Here is a 16,288-nt window from a genome sequence, read left to right as displayed (position 1 = left end):
GCAGCCCCAGTACAGGCAGCGCTGAGATAATGCCTAGCACTGCCCCCGCTTAGATCGACTTCTCGAAAATCTTCGAATTACGCTGGAAGTTGTACAGCGACGCCCGCGCCGCCGGCAGCCGTTCGACGCCGCTTGGCTCAAAGCCGCGCTCGCGGAACCAGTGCGCCGTGCGCGTAGTCAGCACGAAAAGGGTTTTCAACCCCAACGCCCGCGCCCGCGTCTCGATCCGCTCGAGCAAATCATCGCCGCGCCCGCCATGACGGTACTCCGGGTTCACCGCCAGACACGCCAGCTCCCCCGCTTCGGAATCAGCAATTGGATACAGCGCCGCACACGCGATGATCATGCCGTCGCGCTCGACCACGCTGAACTGCTCGATCTCACGCTCAAGCACCTCACGCGAGCGGCGCACCAGAATGCCCTGCTCTTCCAGCGGGCTGATCAGTTCCAGCAGGCCGCCGACATCCTCGATGGTCGCCTCACGGACAATCTCGAACTGCTCCTGGGCTACCAGGGTGCCGCCGCCGTCGCGGGTGAACAGCTCGGTGAGCAGCGCACCGTCATCGGCATAACTGACGATATGACTGCGCGCCACGCCGCCTTTGCAGGCCTCGGCGGCGGCATCGAGCAATTCACCCTGATAGTCAGTACCCAGGCGGAGCAGATGCGGCGCGACCTGCTGTGGCCGCAACTCACGCACCAGCCGGCCATTCTCATCGAGCAAGCCCGGCTCGGCGCCAAACAGCAGCAGCTTGTCCGCGCCCAGCTCGATCGCAGCGCGGGTGGCCACGTCTTCGCAGGCCAAGTTGAAAATCTCGCCGGTCGGCGAATAGCCCAATGGCGACAACAGCACAATGGAGCGCTCATCGAGTAAGCGGCTGATGCCTTTGCGGTCGATCCGCCGGACTTCACCGGTATGGTGATAATCCACCCCTTCCAACACGCCGATTGGGCGGGCGGTGACCAGGTTGCCGGAGGCCACGCGTAGGCGCGAGCCCTGCATCGGCGAAGCGGCCATGTCCATCGACAGACGCGCCTCGATGGCCACCCGCAGGGCGCCGACCGCATCGATCACGCAGTCCAGGGTGGCGGCATCGGTGATACGCATGCCGCGGTGATAGTGCGGGGTCAGGCCGCGGGCCGACAGACGGCTCTCGATCTGCGGACGCGAGCCATGGACCAGCACCAGGCGCACGCCAAGGCTGTGGAGCAGTACCAGGTCGTGGACGATGTTGCCGAAATTCGGGTGTTCGACGCCATCGCCAGGAAGCATGACCACGAAGGTGCAGTCGCGATGGGCATTGATGTACGGGGACGCATGGCGTAGCCAGTTGACGTATTCGGGCATGACAGAGCCTGTGGATAAGTGGACGGAGAACGGTCAAGGCGCACAACGTTCGAAAGTCATCGTCGGAACAGGCTTGCGGTCACGCGTACTCTCCTCTAGGCAGGAACGAATCAGGTCAATGGACGTTTAGCTCAGGCAATAGTGCCTGATCAGATCACGCAATAGACGCACGGTAGGCTCGATACGTGACATTTCCAGGTACTCGCCCGGCTGATGGGCACAGGCAATGTCGCCAGGGCCCAGCACAATGGTCTGGCAACCCAGCTGCTGCAGGTACGGCGCTTCGGTGCCAAAGGCCACCGCTTCGGCGCGATGGCCAGTCAGGCGCTCGGCCACTTGCACCAGTTCGGCGTCGGCCGCTTGCTCGAACGGCGGCACCTCCGGGAACAGCGGTTTGTAGTCGATACGCACATCGAGCTGCTCGGCTAGCGGCACCAGTTTCTCGCGGATGGCCGCGCGCAGTTGCTCTGGGTCCATGCCCGGCAGCGGGCGCAGGTCGAACTCCAGCGCGCACTGGCCACAAATGCGGTTGGGGTTGTCGCCGCCATGGATACAGCCGAAATTCAGGGTCGGTGTCGGCACGCTGAACTGCGGATTACGATAGGTCTGCTGCCATTGCTGGCGCAGGGCGATCATCTCGCCCATCACCGCGTGCATGGCTTCCATGGCACTGCGGCCCAGGCTTGGATCCGACGAATGGCCACTGCGGCCGAGAATCTCGATGCGCTCCATGAGGATGCCCTTGTGCATGCGGATCGGCTTGAGCCCGGTGGGCTCGCCGATCACCGCCGCGCGGCCAAGTGGCTGGCCCGCTTCGGCCAGGGCGCGCGCGCCGGACATGGAGCTTTCTTCGTCACAGGTCGCGAGGATCAGCAGCGGCTGTTTGAAGTCATGCTCCAGCAGCGGCAGCACCGCCTCGATGACCAGGGCAAAGAAACCCTTCATGTCGCAGCTGCCCAGGCCGACCCAGCGATCACCGACCTCGGTCAGCTTCAGCGGGTCGGTTTTCCACAGCTGGGCATCGTACGGCACAGTGTCGCTGTGGCCAGCCAGTACCAAGCCGCCAGGACCCGTGCCCCGGCTGGCCAGCAGGTTGAATTTGCCGGGGGTGACCTGCTGGATATCGCACTTGAAGCCCAGATCGCCCAGCCAGCCGGCCAACAGCTCGATGACCTGACGGTTGGATTGATCCAGCGCAGGCTGGGTACAACTGACCGAAGGCGCAGCGATCAGGGCGGCGAACTGGTCTTTCAGCGACGGCAACGGCATGCGCGTACTCCTCAAAAGCGTGGGTTCATCATAACCCTGCATGCCGCTGGCCGAGCAAGCACTGTCGGGGCCGCTGCGCGCCCAGTTATGTCGTGAACCATCCACCACCTCAAATGAACCCTTGTGGGTGTACTGCTGTAGACTGCACACCACGATGCCCCCTCCTTCGAGCCCGCGATGCACAAAGAAACCGAACTCAAACTCCGCGCCAGCCGCGAGACCCTCGCCGCCCTGCGCGAGCACCCTTTGCTGAAGAAGCGCAACAAGTCCGGCTGGCAGACCCGCGAACTGCTCAACCAGTACTTCGACACCCCCGCGCGTGAACTGTCCGCCGCCCGTGTCGCGCTGCGCCTGCGCCGTGATGGCGATGTCGTCATCCAGACCCTCAAGTGCCGCGGCCAGAGCGTCGCCGGGCTGTCCGAGCGCAATGAGTACGAGTGGCAGCTGGACAAAGCCAAGCTCGACCTGAAGAAACTCGACGCCAGCTGCTGGCCCGAGCAACTGGCCGAGCTCGACAAGAAAACCATCAAGCCACTGTTCACCACCGACTTCACCCGCGAGTTCGCCGAAATCTCCTGGGGCCGTGGCAAGGCCAAGGTCGTCATCGAGGCCGCGCTGGATCAGGGCTTCGTCATCGCCGGCAAGCGCAAGGAAGAAATCTGCGAGCTGGAGCTGGAGCTGCGTGAAGGCGCCCCTGAAGCGCTGCTGGAACTGGCCGCCGAACTGTCCGCCACCCTGGCCCTGATGCCCTGCGACATCAGCAAGGCCGAGCGCGGCTACCGCCTGCTGGAGCCAGACAGCTACGAGCTGGGCCTGCCGGGCACCGAGCTGGATGCCGAAATGGCAGTGGACGACGCCTTTGCCGCGCTCGCCTGGCAACTGTTGGGCAGCAGCCAGCGTTTGGCCGAGCAGTATCGCCACAACGGCCATTGGAGCCTGCTCAAGGACTGGGTACGCTGCCTGGCAGAGCTGCGCGCCCTGGTCGGTAGCCTGGGCCAGGCGGCGCCGCGGCCAACCACCCGCGAGCTGCGCGCCAGCCTCGATGCACTGCTGGAAGACTGGCGCCCGCTGGTAATGGCCGGCAACGATGATGAAGACATTCGTCGCGCCGCCCCTGAGCAGTTCGCCGAAGAACTGGAAGACCCGCGCTGGGGCCAGTTCTCCCTGCAAACCTCGCGCTGGCTCACTGCCCGAGCCTGGACCGTCGAACGTAAAGGCCGTGGTGAACGCCAGGGCAAGGCGCAGCTGTCGAGCTGGCTGCAACACTTGCTCGGCGAAGAAGCCCGCGCCCTGAAGCTGCCACTGTATGTCCAGCGTCCGGAAGACCTGGCCGAGCAGCTACCGCGCATCGAGACCCTGCAAGCCTGGCTGCACCACGCCCGGCAAGTGCTGGACGTGCCTCAGCTGGACCGCCTCTACGGCGAGCTGAACAAGCTGCACCAGCTGGCTGAGCAGCCGCTGTCCGAGGACGACGAGCAGTCTCTGGCGCTGCAGGACGCGCGCATCGAGCAAGCCCGCGCAATCGAGCAGAACCGCGCTTGGAAGCACCTGCTCAAGTCGCCTTCAACGCGTTAACGGCAAGCTGGTCGTGGACTTGATCTCGGATAAGGCCACGATCGAATTGACCTCCTGGATCCCCGGTACATTCGACAGCTTTTCGAAGAAAAATCGTTCGTAAGCTTCAATGTCCGGGGTGACGATGCGCAGCAGGAAGTCCACTGAACCCATCAGCACGTAGCACTCCAACACCTCTGGAAATTCGCGGATCGCTTCGGTGAAGCCAGCGAAGTTCGAACGCCCGTGGGCGTTTAGCTTCACTTCGGCGAAGATTTGCGTGTTCAGGCCGACCTTCTTGCGGTCGAGCAGCGTAACCTGGCCACGAATAACCCCCTCCTCTTTCAATCGCTGAATCCGCCGCCAACACGGCGACTGCGAGAGGCCGACCCGCTCGGCGATCTGCGCGCTGGACAGCGACGCATCCTCTTGGAGCAGCTCAAGAATTCGCCGGTCGTAAGCATCCAGCTCGGCTTGCATTGATAATTCTCCGAATTGCCAAATCACGAATCATTCAATCTGCCAACATGGCAAATTGATCGAATCATAGCGAAAAAATGCCGCTGCAAGCGTGCCAGAATTCTCCCATCCTGGTGGAGAACAGCAATGAACGCACTCGAACGGCCCGACACCCTACCCCGCACCGACGCCTGGGCCGCCAGCGCCGCGCACAGCAATGTGCGCTATCAGCTGCAGGCTGAGGCCGAGCCAGACAGCCTGTGCCGGGTGCTGAACCTGTTTGCCTTGCAGTTTCTTACACCCACCAGCGTGCAGATGAGCCAGCAGGGGGATTGGCTGGATATCCAAATCGGCATTGGTGGCTTGAGCTGGCACCGCGCCGAGGTGATCGCGCAAAAGTTGCGTAACCTGGTGTGTGTGGCGGATGTGGAGCTGGTCAACCAACCGCAGCTTCACGAGCTGGCAGCCTGCTGATCAGCTCCAGGAGCTACTGCCTGCTGAACAGCTAGCCACTGGCGGCCTACCGATCATCGTGGGAGTGGGCTCGCCCCGCGATAGGGCCGGCACTGCCTCGGTAAAATCCGGCAACTGTTCACCGACACTGTGCAACCACCGCCCGACTAGCCTTTCCAGGACTCCTCTCCTCGGCAAGGACGCCGCCAGCATGCACACCGCCAACAACCACGACCTCGACCTGAACCGCCTGCTCGACACCCTGCTGGCCGAGCAACGCCTGCAACCCAACGACGCCCTTCAGGTACTCGAACACCCCGCCCCAGCTGCCGACCATCCCCTGGAAACCATCGCTCGACTGGCCCTGGAAGACCGTCAGCACCCCGGCCAGCGGCTTGATCTGGACACCCTCTGCCAATGGCTTGCCGATAAGGTCGAGCAACCCTTCCTGCGCATCGACCCGTTGCAGCTCGACCTGTCGCGCATCAGCGCAGTGATGTCGCGCGCCTTCGCTAACCGCCACGGCATTCTCGCGGTAGCGGTGGACGATCACAGCGTCACTGTCGCCAGCGCCCAACCCTATCAACGCGAATGGGAGGCCGATCTTGCGCGCAGCCTGGGCAAGTCCATCCAGCGCGTGCTGGCCAGCCCGCTGCAAATTCGCCAACTCGGTCAAACCCTGTTTCGCCTGGCGCACTCGGTACAAGGCGCAGGCTTGCAACAAGACCCTGGGCTAGGCGAGCTGGAGCAACTGCTGGAACTGGGCAGGCGCCAGGCTGAAGCCAGCGCGGACGACGCCCATATCGTGCACATCGTCGATTGGCTGCTGCAGTACGCCATCGAACAGCGCGCCAGCGATATCCACCTTGAGCCGCGCCGCGAGCAGGGCCAGCTGCGCTACCGGATCGATGGTCTGCTGCATACCGTGTACGCCTTTCCCGCCAGCGTGACATTGGCCCTGGTTAGCCGGATCAAGCACCTGGGACGAATGGACGTGGCCGAAAAGCGCCGCCCGCAAGATGGCCGCTTGAAGAGCCGCCTGCCAGCTGGCGGCGAGGTCGAGCTGCGCCTGTCCACACTGCCAACGCCATTCGGTGAAAAGTTGGTGCTGCGCCTGTTCGACCCAGAGCAATTGCACGAGAACTTCGATCACCTGGGCCTGGATGGCGTGTTGCTGAGCCAGTGGGAAGGTCTGCTCAGCCAGCGCCAGGGCATCATCCTGCTGACCGGGCCGACCGGTTCGGGCAAGACCAGTACCCTCTATGCCAGCCTCAAACGCCTGGCCACGCCCCAGGTCAACCTGTGCACCATCGAAGACCCGATCGAGCGGCTGGAGCCTGCCTTCAACCAGCTGCAAGTCCAGCCCAGCCTGGACCTAGGCTTTGCCAACGGCGTACGCGCGCTGCTGCGCCAAGACCCAGACATCATCATGATCGGTGAAATCCGTGACCGCGAAACTGCTCAGGTCGCAGTCCAGGCTGCACTTACCGGTCATCTGGTACTGTCGACCCTGCACACCAACGACGCCTGCGGCGCGATCACCCGTTTGCAGGAGCTGGGCGTGGCCGATTACCTGATCAAGGCGACCTTGATCGGGGTCATGGCTCAACGCCTGGTGCGCACCTTGTGTGTCGACTGCCAAGGTACGGCAGGCCTGCACAGCACGCCGTGCCGGCTATGCCGCGGCACCGGTTATCACGGTCGCACCGGGCTGTTCGAGTTGCTGGTGCCGGGCGCTGGCCTGCGCGCCAGTATCGGCCCGGACACTGACCTGGCCAGCTTGCGTCAGCAGGCCGTGCGCGAAGGGCTGCACGATCTACGGCGCAGCGGTGAAGACAAAATCGCCCGTGGATTGACCAGCCTGAGCGAGGTGCTGAGGGTCTGTAGCTGATGAAAAATCCCTTTGAAAAAGGGAACTTGGATGACTGAAAGCCGCTCCAACAGCGGGCATTTTTCAGCCCTCATCATTCGAGGTTATTCACCATGCGTCTCAAAACAGCCATCGCCGCTGCTGCTCTGCTCTGCCTGCCCGTTAGCGGCGTCATGGCCGACACGTTCTGGCGAAACGTCATTTCTTCCGGCGCTACCACTGCGTCGACCTACCTGACCTTCAAGGATCACAAGCTGGTGGTCGCCGCACAGGATGATGCCGGTAGCTTCGTGGCCAGTGAAGGGGCGATTCGGGGGCCGTTCCTGGAGGCGGCGATTCGCCAGGTGCGGGCGGATAACCCAGGGGTGGAAGCTAGCGACATGGAACTGGCCAATGCGATTTTGGCCAAGAATGCGCTAGCTGAGTAACGCTCGGGATAGGGCGAGGGCTCTGCCCTCGCTCGCGGGCAAGCCCGCTCCCACAGGTACAGCAGAACCAGTGGGGAGGGCTCGCCCGCAAAGAAGTCGTTCTCGCTACACCTTCAGCGATAAGCCTCAACGGGTACACACGCACAGAACAGGTTTCGGTCGCCATATACGTTGTCGACCCTATTCACCGCTGGCCAATACTTGTGCTGGCGCACATGCGCACTCGGCGCAATACCTTGCTCCAGGCTATACGGCCGATTCCAACCACCCAACACATCGGCCAAGGTATGCGGCGCATGCTTGAGCGGGTTGTCCTCCGCCGGCCAGTTTCCTTCCTGCACTTGGGCAATCTCCGCACGAATCGCCAGCATCGCCTCGATAAAGCGATCCAGCTCAGCCTTTGACTCACTTTCGGTCGGCTCGACCATCAACGTCCCTGGCACCGGGAACGACATGGTCGGCGCATGGAAGCCATAGTCCATCAGGCGCTTGGCGACATCCTCTTCGCTGATGCCGGTCTGCGCCTTGAGTGGCCGCAGATCGAGAATGCATTCGTGCGCCACGCGCTGATTGCGCCCACGGTAGAGCACCGGGAAGGCGCCACTGAGCTGGCTGGCCAGGTAGTTGGCGGACAGGATCGCCACCTCGCTGGCATCGGCCAGTTGTCGCCCCATCATGGCGATGTACATCCAGCTGATCGGCAAGATGCTCGCACTGCCCCAGGGCGCGGCACTGACTGCGCTGTTGTTAGGGTCCAGCCCAGGCACCGGGACTACCGGGTGGCTGGCGACAAACGGCGTGAGATGAGCGCGCACGCCTATCGGGCCCATGCCTGGGCCACCACCACCGTGGGGGATGCAGAAGGTCTTGTGCAGGTTCATGTGCGAGACATCGGCGCCAATATCCGCTGGCCGCGCCAGGCCGACCTGGGCGTTGAGATTGGCGCCGTCCATGTACACCTGGCCGCCATGTTGATGGATGACCTCGCAGATCTCGCGAATGCCCTCCTCATACACGCCATGGGTCGAGGGATAGGTGACCATCAGGCAGGAAAGCCGTTCGCCGGCCGCCTGTGCCTTGGCCTTGAGATCGGCAAGGTCGATGTTGCCCTGTTCATCACAGTCAACGATCACCACCTCCATGCCAGCCATCTGCGCCGAAGCCGGATTGGTGCCATGCGCCGAAGACGGGATCAGGCAGAGCGTACGCAGCGGCTGCTTGCGGCTGCGATGATAGCGGGTGATCGCCATCAGCCCGGCATATTCGCCCTGGGCGCCTGAGTTGGGCTGCATGCAGATCGCATCGAAGCCGGTAATGGCGCACAACCAGCTTTCCAGCTCGTCGATCATCGCCTTGTAGCCCACCGCCTGGGCCGCGGGGGCGAACGGGTGCAGGTTGGCAAATTCTGGCCAGGTGATCGGGATCATTTCGCTGGTGGCGTTGAGCTTCATGGTGCAGGAGCCAAGCGGAATCATCGACTGGTTGAGCGCCAGGTCTTTGTTCTCCAACTGCTTGAGGTAGCGCAACATCTCGGTTTCGCTGTGATGCAGGTTGAATACCGGGTGGGCGAGGAACGGCGTGCGCCGCACCAGGGCGCCTGGGATGCCCTCGGGGTGGGCTTGCTGATCCAGCGTGGCGATATCCAGACCATGGTCAACACCGAGGAACACGTCGAACAGGCGCAGCACTGTCGCCTCGTCGCAGGTTTCATCCAGGCTCACGCCCAAGTGCCCCCGGCCGAGAATACGCAGGTTGATCTGCGCCGCTTCAGCGCTCTCGATGACCGCTGCCTGAGTGCCACCGACATCGAGCGTGAGGGTGTCGAAGAAGTGCTGATTGAGCCTTTTGATGCCTTTGGCTTCCAGGCCTGCGGCAAGAATGAAGGTCAGCCGGTGCACGCGTTGGGCGATGCGCAGCAAGCCTTCGGGGCCGTGATAGACCGCGTAGAAGCCGGCGATATTGGCCAACAGCACCTGGGCTGTGCAGATGTTGGAATTGGCCTTCTCGCGGCGAATATGCTGCTCACGGGTTTGCAGGGCCATGCGCAGCGCGGTGTTGCCCCGAGCATCGCGCGAGACGCCGATGATGCGCCCGGGCATGGCCCGTTTGAAGTCGTCGCGGCAGGCAAAATACGCGGCATGCGGACCGCCGTAGCCCATCGGTACGCCGAAGCGCTGGGTCGAACCGAGCACCACGTCTGCGCCCAGTTCGCCGGGCGGCGCGAGCACGACCAGGCTGAGGATGTCGGCGGCAACGCAGGCCAGCGCCTGCTGCTTATGCAATTGCTCGATCAGCGGGCGCAGGTCGCGCACTTCGCCGTGGGTATCGGGGTACTGCAAGAGCGCACCAAACACCTGATGCTTGGCCAAGTTATCCACAGAATCGACGATCAGCTCGAAGCCAAAGCCTTCGGCGCGGGTCTTGAGCACCGACAGGGTCTGCGGGTGACAGTGCTGGTCGGCAAAGAACGCATTGCTTTTGCTCTTCGCCACGCGTTTGGCCAAGGCCATGGCTTCGGCCGCGGCGGTGGCTTCATCGAGCAGCGAGGCGTTGGCCAGGGCGAGGCCGGTGAGGTCGATGACCATCTGCTGGAAATTCAGCAAGGCCTCCAGGCGCCCCTGGGCGATCTCTGGCTGATACGGCGTATAGGCGGTGTACCAACCTGGATTTTCCAGCACGTTGCGCAGGATCACGGTCGGCGTGAGGGTGCCGTGATAGCCCATGCCGATCAGGCTGGTCCACAGTTGGTTCTGGGCGGCGTGTGCAGCGAGCTTGGCCAGGGCGGCCTGCTCATCGAGGGCTGCGGGCAAATCGAGGGGGCGGTTCAGGCGGATGCCAGGAGGAACGGTCTGCTCGATCAGTTCGCTGCGGCTGGCGACGCCCAAGGCGTCGAGCATGGCTTTCTGCTCCGAGGCATCAGGCCCCAGGTGACGACGCAGAAACGGGTTGAGCTCTTGCAGTTGACTCAGGGATGGCGACTGGGACATGGCGACCTCTTCCTCGACCAGAAACCCATGCAGGAGCGGCGGTTGGCCGCTGCGGCTTGTCGTGCGACCAGGCCTGCCCTGCCATCAGCGCTGGATGGCAAGGGCCTTGCCCTTGATCGCGGGACAAGCCCGCTCCTACAGAGAGACTTACAAGTCTAGGAAGGGATCGTCGATGTTGCGGGAAAACTTACTCGCCGATGGCGGCAGCGTAGCCAGCAGCGTCCAGCAGTTTGTCCAGCTCGGCAGGGTTGGCCGGCTTGAGCTTGAAGATCCAGGCAGCGTACGGATCGTTGTTCAGCTCTTCAGGGCTGTCACCCAGGGCCTCGTTGACGGCGATCACTTCGCCACCGACCGGCGCGTAGATATCGGAAGCGGCCTTGACCGACTCGACCACGCCAGCTGCATCGCCAGCGGCGAAGACCTTGCCAACTTCCGCCAGTTCGACGAACACCACGTCACCCAGGGCTTCCTGGGCGTGGTCGCTGATGCCCACGGTCACACTGCCATCGGCTTCCAGGCGAGCCCACTCGTGGCTTTCGGCAAAACGCAGGTCGGCGGGGATATTGCTCATGTCTTGTAATCCTCGATAGGGGTCAGCGGTCGGCCCGCCAGAAAAATGTTCAGATCAGAATCTTGCCGTGGCGCACGAAGGTCGGTTTGACCACCCGCACCGGGTACCACTTACCACGAATCTCGACCTCGGCCCGGTCGCCGGTAGCCATCGGTACACGCGCCAGGGCAATGGATTTGCTCAGCGTAGGAGAGAAACTACCACTGGTGATCTCTCCTTCGCCAATCCCGGCGACACGCACCACTTGATGCGCACGCAATACACCACGCTCTTCGAGCACCAGACCGACCAGCTTTTCCTGCACGCCGTGCTCGATTTCCTTGAGCAGGCCGGCACGCCCGATGAAGTCGCGCTCAGCGGGCTCCCAGGCGATGCACCAGCCGAGGTTGGAGGTTTGCGGGGTATGCTGCTCGTCGATGTCCTGGCCGTAAAGGTTCATCCCGGCTTCCAGGCGCAGGGTATCGCGGGCACCGAGGCCGCTGGGGGCGATGCCGGCTCCGACCAGGTCGTTGAAGAACGCCGGGGCTTGCTCACCGGGCAGGATGATCTCCAGGCCATCTTCACCGGTATAGCCGGTGCGGGCGACGAACCAATCGCCTTCGATCACCCCTTCGAACGGCTTCAGCTCGCGAATTACCGCTGCACGTGGGGCACTGACCAGTTCGGCAACCTTGTCGCGGGCGCGGGGGCCCTGGATGGCCAGGATCGCCAACTCAGCACGTTCTTCGAAACCGACTTCGTACCCTGCGCTATGCGCGTGCAGCCAGGCCAGCACTTTGTCGCGGGTGGCCGCGTTGACCACCAGGCGATAGCCATCTTCAGTGCGATAGACGATCAGATCGTCGACCACCCCGCCGTCATGGTTGAGCAGGGTGCTGTAGAGCGCCTTGCCGATACCCTCAAGACGGGCCACATCATTGGCCAGCAGGTGCTGCAACCAGGCCGTGGCGGCGTTGCCGTAGACATCGATCACGGTCATGTGCGAGACGTCGAACACCCCGCAGTCACTGCGCACCTGATGGTGCTCCTCGACTTGCGAGCCATAGTGCAGGGGCATGTCCCAACCGCCGAAATCGACCATTTTGGCGCCTAGCGCCAGATGCAGGTCGTACAGAGGCGTGCGCTGTCCCATGGGTTTCTCCTTCCGGGCGTGGCGAAGCAGCGGCGGTCGGCAACGTTTAATCGTCACCTTTTTTTGTAGGACCCGCCGCAGCGAATGCCGCGCATTGTAGCCGCAAGGGCGCGGACTGGCATCCTCAGTGAGTGTGACCCGGGCGCCGAGCTGAACGGCGAATCAGCCCGATGACCGGCAGCAAGCCGACCATCACCAAGGTCAAGGCCGGCAGCGAAGCGCGTGCCCATTCACCTTCACTGGTCATCTCGAACACCCGTACCGCAAGGGTGTCCCAGCCGAACGGACGCATCAGCAACGTCGCCGGCATCTCTTTGAGGACATCGACGAACACCAGCAAAGCGGCGCTCAGGGCACCAGGCACCAATAGCGGCAGATATACCTTGAAAAACAATCTTGGCCCGCCCACCCCAAGACTGCGCGATGCCTCCGGCAGGGACGGACGGATGCGCTCCAGCGTGCTTTCCAGTGGGCCATGGGCCACGGCGATGAAGCGCACCAGATAGGCCATCAACAAGGCGGCCAGGCTGCCCAGCAGCAAGGGTTTGCCGGCGCCGCCAAGCCACTTGGACAGGGGCACCACCAACTGATTGTCCAGGTAACTGAACGCCAGCATGATCGAAACCGCCAGTACCGAGCCCGGCAAGGCGTAGCCAAGGTTGGCCAAGCCGACCCCGGCCCGGATAACCCCGGTCGGTGCCTGGCGGCGGGCGAAGGCCAACAGCAGCGCGACGCTAACGGTGATCAACGCCGCCATGGCGCCCAGGTAAAGGGTGTGCAGCACCAGGCCGACATAGCGCTCATCCAGATCATGCCGACCGCGTTGCCAGAACCACGCCAGCAGTTGCAGCAGCGGAATGACGAAGGCGCAGGCAAACACCAGCAGGCACCAACCACTGGCCGCCAGCGCCTTGAACCCACGCAAGTGATACAGCGCCTGCCCGCGTGGGCGCTCGTTGCCGGTGCGGCTCGCCCCACGAGCCCGGCGCTCGCCGTACAGCACCAGCATCACCACCAACAACAGCAGGCTGGCCAGTTGCGCTGCGCTGGAGAGGCTGAAGAAACCGTACCAGGTCTTGTAGATCGCAGTGGTGAAGGTATCGAAGTTGAACACCGCCACCGCGCCGAAATCTGCCAGCGTTTCCATCAGCGCCAGGGCAATGCCCGCCCCGATAGCCGGCCTGGCCATCGGCAGGGCCACCCGCCAGAAGGCTTGCAGCGGCGACATGCCTAACACCCGCGCGGCTTCCATCAGGCCCTTGCCCTGAGCAATGAAGGCGGTACGCGCCAGCAGGTAGACATAGGGGTAGAACACCAACACCAGGACGATGATCACGCCGCCGGTAGAGCGCACCCGTGGCAGGCGCATCGGCCCGAACACCTCGCGCAGCGCGCTCTGCACAGGCCCGGCGAAATCCAGCAGGCCAACGAAGACGAACGCCAGCACGTAGGCCGGGATTGCGAATGGCAGCATCAACGCCCAGTCTAGCCAGCGCCTGCCGGGAAACTCGCAGAGGCTGGTCAGCCAAGCCAGGCTCACACCAAGCACGGTTACCCCGAGGCCCACGCCCAGCACCAAAGTCAGGGTATTGCCCAGCAGACGGCTCATCTGCGTGTCGAGCAGGTGCGACCAGATCTGCAGGTCGATCGACTGCCACGAGAGCAGCAGGACGCTCAGGGGCAGCAGGACCAGGGCGGCGACCAGGGAAACCGGGAGGTACCAGCGACGTTGCGGGGCGTGGGACAAAGCTCAATCCTGAGTGAAAATGGCGAATGCATCGCGGGGCAAGCCCGCTCCCACGCCAGCCGCGTATGCACGGTGTGCGTGGGAGCGGGCTTGCCCCGCGATACGGCCTGCAAGGGCCGCAGAAGGATAAAGCCTGGCGCTTAGTTCCAGCCAGCCCGATCCATCAAGCGAATAGCTTCTGCCTGACGCTTGCCCGCCACTTCAACCGGAATGCTGTCAGCCTTGAAGCTGCCCCACGCCGCAACTTCCGCAGAAGGCTTGACCTTAGGGTTGGCCGGGAACTCCTGGTTGATGTCGGCAAACAGCTTCTGCGCTTCTTCACCGGTCATCCATTCCACCAGTTTCGTGGCCGCCTCAGGGTGTGGCGCATGCTTGGTCAGGCCGATGCCCGAGAGGTTGACGTGTACCCCACGGTCGCCCTGGTTAGGCCAGAACAACTTGATCGGCAGGCTCGGCTGCTGCTTGTGCAGGCGGCCGTAGTAGTAAGTGTTGACCACGCCCACATCGCACTGGCCAGCCTCGATGGCCTGGAGCACGGCGGTATCATCGGAGAACACGTCAGTGGACAGGTTGTTGACCCAGCCCTTGATGATCTGCTCGGTCTTGGCCTCGCCGTGGTTCTCGATCAGGGTGGCGGTCAGCGACTGGTTGTAGACCTTTTTCGCAGTGCGCAGGCACAAGCGGCCTTCCCAGTGCTTGTCGGCAAGGGCCTCGTAGGTGCTCAGCTCTTCGGGTTTGACCCGCTCGGTGGAGTAGGCGATGGTTCGTGCGCGCAGGCTCAGGCCCGTCCAGTCATGGGAGCTGGAGCGATACTGGGCGGGGATGTTGGCGTCGATGACGTCCGACTTGATCGGCTGCAGGATGCCCATCTGCTCGGCTTGCCAGAGGTTACCGGCGTCGACGGTGAGCAGCAGGTCGGCCACGCCGTTGTCGCCCTCAGCCTTGATGCGCTGCATCAGCGGGGCTTCTTTGTCGGTGATGAACTTGATCTTGACGCCGGTCTTGGCGGTATAGGCGTCGAACACCGGCTTGATCAGCTCATCGATGCGCGAGGAATACACCACCACTTCTTCCGCCGCCTGGGCGGTGCCGCCGAACAGGGTCAGGGCCAGGGCGGCCAGTAGGGGCTTGCGTGGCAACATCGGGGTAACTCCTCGCGGGATCTAGAGGTGCAAATGGTAGTGTTTCCCATTATGCGACTCACCCTTACAGGCGTTACCAGATGTTGCCAAAGCGGCCGCAAGGACCTCAAGCCCGAGCCAATTCCGGCAAATCCCCAGAAAGCCCCAACGCCTGCCGCACGAACAGCGCCTTGGCCTCCGGCATCTGCTCAACGATCTTCAAGCCGCTATTACGCAACCAACGCAGCGGCAACGGATTAGCCTGGAACAACCGCTCAAAGCCCTCCATCGCCGCCATCAGCGCCAAGTTGTGCGGCATGCGCCGACGCTCATAGCGACTGAGCACCTTCACATCCGCCAAACGCTCACCCCGCTCGCAAGCACGCCCAAGCTCTTCAGCCAGCACTGCCGCATCGAGGAAGCCCAGGTTGACCCCCTGCCCGGCCAGCGGGTGGATCACATGCGCAGCATCGCCGATCAGCGCCAGCCCTTCATCCACATAGCGCTTGGCATGGCGCTGCCGCAGCGGCACACACACCCGTGGGTCGGCCTCCAGCACTTCGCCCAGACGGCCCTCAAAAGCCCTGCCTAGCGCCTGGCAGAACGCTTCATCGTCCATCGCCATGGCCTGCTCGGCCTGCTCGGGGGTGGTCGACCAGACAATCGAGCACCAATGCTGGCCGTCGTCGCGGGCCAGCGGTAGAAACGCCAACGGCCCCTCATCGGTGAACCGCTGCCAGGCGGTCGCCTGGTGTGGCTCGCTGCAGCGCACGCTGGTGACGATCGCCTGATGCAGGTAATCCCATTCGCGCGTTTGGCAACCGGTCAGGCGCCGCACCGCCGAGTTGGCGCCGTCCGCCGCCACCACCAACGGTGCGCGCAGACGCCGGCCATCGGCCAGGGTCAGCAGCCACTCGTCACCGGAGCGGCGCATCTGTTCCAGGCGGGCGTTGGCCAGCAGGCCGATATCGCTGTCGTGCAGCCGATCCAGCAGGCCATCTTGCACTACCCGGTTCTCGACGATATGGCCCAGTACCTGGGCGTGCACACTGGCTGCCGAGAAGTGGATCTGGCCAGTGCCGCTGCCATCCCAGACATGCATGTCCGAATACGGCGAAGCCCGGCGCGCGGCGATACCCTCCCAAGCGCCCAGGCGCTCGAGAATACGCTGGCTGGCCGCCGACAGGGCACTGACGCGTGGTTCGAACGCCGCCTGTGGATCAAAGGGTTTGACCGACAGCGGGCCGCCGTCGAGCAGGAGAATTTCCAGGCCGCTGTGGCGCAACGCCAGGGCCAGTGCGCTGCCGACCATACCGGCACCGACAATCAACAGATCTGCGCGCATTTCC

Annotated in this window: 13 protein-coding genes; 4 read left to right on the top strand and 9 right to left on the bottom strand. The window is 63.3% G+C overall.

The genetic code is table 11. The features are described from left to right. Window positions 1-49: 49 nt before the first annotated feature. Window positions 50-1,348 (bottom strand): amino-acid N-acetyltransferase, encoded by a 1,299-nt coding sequence (gene argA, locus HU737_RS23810; RefSeq protein WP_186555855.1) that lies wholly within the window; start codon window positions 1,346-1,348, stop codon window positions 50-52. 126 nt (window positions 1,349-1,474) lie between these two features. Next, a complete protein-coding gene (gene argE, locus HU737_RS23805) occupies window positions 1,475-2,617 on the bottom strand; it encodes an acetylornithine deacetylase (RefSeq protein WP_186555854.1) in 1,143 nt (380 codons plus the stop codon). A gap of 177 nt (window positions 2,618-2,794) precedes the next feature. Between argE and HU737_RS23800 the strand changes: the two genes are divergently transcribed. After that, window positions 2,795-4,192 (top strand): CYTH domain-containing protein, encoded by a 1,398-nt coding sequence (locus HU737_RS23800; RefSeq protein ID WP_186555853.1) that lies wholly within the window; start codon window positions 2,795-2,797, stop codon window positions 4,190-4,192. Here HU737_RS23800 and HU737_RS23795 read toward each other — a convergent pair. Beyond that, window positions 4,181-4,651 (bottom strand): Lrp/AsnC family transcriptional regulator, encoded by a 471-nt coding sequence (locus HU737_RS23795; RefSeq protein WP_186555852.1) that lies wholly within the window; start codon window positions 4,649-4,651, stop codon window positions 4,181-4,183. The genes HU737_RS23800 and HU737_RS23795 overlap by 12 nt on opposite strands. Window positions 4,652-4,777: 126 nt before the next feature. Between HU737_RS23795 and HU737_RS23790 the strand changes: the two genes are divergently transcribed. The 3 genes from HU737_RS23790 (at window position 4,778) to HU737_RS23780 (ending at window position 7,381) form a co-directional block, all read left to right on the top strand. After that, a complete protein-coding gene (locus HU737_RS23790; protein ID WP_186555851.1) occupies window positions 4,778-5,104 on the top strand; it encodes an ACT-like domain-containing protein in 327 nt (108 codons plus the stop codon). 190 nt (window positions 5,105-5,294) lie between these two features. Continuing rightward, window positions 5,295-6,974 (top strand): GspE/PulE family protein, encoded by a 1,680-nt coding sequence (locus tag HU737_RS23785; protein ID WP_186555850.1) that lies wholly within the window; start codon window positions 5,295-5,297, stop codon window positions 6,972-6,974. A 92-nt stretch (window positions 6,975-7,066) separates the two neighbouring features. Further along, entirely contained in the window at window positions 7,067-7,381 is a 315-nt protein-coding gene (locus tag HU737_RS23780; protein WP_186555849.1) for a DUF2388 domain-containing protein, read from the top strand. Window positions 7,382-7,494: 113 nt separating this feature from the next. Here the strand turns inward: HU737_RS23780 and gcvP are convergent, their stop codons facing one another. From gcvP to HU737_RS23750, 6 genes are all read right to left on the bottom strand, one after another. Then, window positions 7,495-10,368 carry an aminomethyl-transferring glycine dehydrogenase gene (gene gcvP / locus HU737_RS23775; protein ID WP_186555848.1) on the bottom strand — a complete coding sequence of 958 codons (2,874 nt, stop codon included), beginning with the start codon at window positions 10,366-10,368 and terminating at the stop codon, window positions 7,495-7,497. A 187-nt stretch (window positions 10,369-10,555) separates the two neighbouring features. Continuing rightward, the gene (gene gcvH, locus HU737_RS23770; RefSeq protein ID WP_186555847.1) at window positions 10,556-10,939 is read right to left on the bottom strand and encodes a glycine cleavage system protein GcvH; all 384 of its coding nucleotides are present in this window, start codon (window positions 10,937-10,939) and stop codon (window positions 10,556-10,558) included. A gap of 49 nt (window positions 10,940-10,988) precedes the next feature. Then, on the bottom strand, window positions 10,989-12,071 hold the full coding sequence (gene gcvT, locus HU737_RS23765; protein ID WP_186555846.1) for a glycine cleavage system aminomethyltransferase GcvT: 1,083 nt from the start codon (window positions 12,069-12,071) through the stop codon (window positions 10,989-10,991). A 124-nt stretch (window positions 12,072-12,195) separates the two neighbouring features. Beyond that, complete coding sequence (locus HU737_RS23760; protein WP_186555845.1) at window positions 12,196-13,818, bottom strand: ABC transporter permease; 1,623 nt, start codon at window positions 13,816-13,818, stop codon at window positions 12,196-12,198. A 140-nt stretch (window positions 13,819-13,958) separates the two neighbouring features. Further along, window positions 13,959-14,960, bottom strand: a complete 1,002-nt coding sequence (locus HU737_RS23755) for an extracellular solute-binding protein (protein ID WP_186555844.1) — start codon at window positions 14,958-14,960, stop codon at window positions 13,959-13,961. Window positions 14,961-15,066: 106 nt separating this feature from the next. Continuing rightward, window positions 15,067-16,284: a 2-octaprenyl-3-methyl-6-methoxy-1,4-benzoquinol hydroxylase gene (locus tag HU737_RS23750; RefSeq protein WP_186555921.1), complete on the bottom strand. Its 1,218-nt coding sequence runs from the start codon at window positions 16,282-16,284 to the stop codon at window positions 15,067-15,069. Between the last annotated feature and the right edge of the window lie 4 nt (window positions 16,285-16,288).

The organism is Pseudomonas urmiensis (assembly GCF_014268815.2).
Taxonomy (GTDB): domain Bacteria; phylum Pseudomonadota; class Gammaproteobacteria; order Pseudomonadales; family Pseudomonadaceae; genus Aquipseudomonas; species Aquipseudomonas urmiensis.
This window is presented reverse-complemented; position numbering and strand designations above follow the sequence as displayed.

Excerpts from the sequence above, each read along its gene's own strand:
- argA (WP_186555855.1), bottom strand. The coding sequence starts at position 1,348 with ATGCCCGAATACGTCAACTGGCTACGCCATGCGTCCCCGTACATCAAT.
- argE (WP_186555854.1), bottom strand. The coding sequence starts at position 2,617 with ATGCCGTTGCCGTCGCTGAAAGACCAGTTCGCCGCCCTGATCGCTGCG.
- HU737_RS23800 (WP_186555853.1), top strand. The coding sequence starts at position 2,795 with ATGCACAAAGAAACCGAACTCAAACTCCGCGCCAGCCGCGAGACCCTC.
- HU737_RS23795 (WP_186555852.1), bottom strand. The coding sequence starts at position 4,651 with ATGCAAGCCGAGCTGGATGCTTACGACCGGCGAATTCTTGAGCTGCTC.
- HU737_RS23790 (WP_186555851.1), top strand. The coding sequence starts at position 4,778 with ATGAACGCACTCGAACGGCCCGACACCCTACCCCGCACCGACGCCTGG.
- HU737_RS23785 (WP_186555850.1), top strand. The coding sequence starts at position 5,295 with ATGCACACCGCCAACAACCACGACCTCGACCTGAACCGCCTGCTCGAC.
- HU737_RS23780 (WP_186555849.1), top strand. The coding sequence starts at position 7,067 with ATGCGTCTCAAAACAGCCATCGCCGCTGCTGCTCTGCTCTGCCTGCCC.
- gcvP (WP_186555848.1), bottom strand. The coding sequence starts at position 10,368 with ATGTCCCAGTCGCCATCCCTGAGTCAACTGCAAGAGCTCAACCCGTTT.
- gcvH (WP_186555847.1), bottom strand. The coding sequence starts at position 10,939 with ATGAGCAATATCCCCGCCGACCTGCGTTTTGCCGAAAGCCACGAGTGG.
- gcvT (WP_186555846.1), bottom strand. The coding sequence starts at position 12,071 with ATGGGACAGCGCACGCCTCTGTACGACCTGCATCTGGCGCTAGGCGCC.
- HU737_RS23755 (WP_186555844.1), bottom strand. The coding sequence starts at position 14,960 with ATGTTGCCACGCAAGCCCCTACTGGCCGCCCTGGCCCTGACCCTGTTC.
- HU737_RS23750 (WP_186555921.1), bottom strand. The coding sequence starts at position 16,284 with ATGCGCGCAGATCTGTTGATTGTCGGTGCCGGTATGGTCGGCAGCGCA.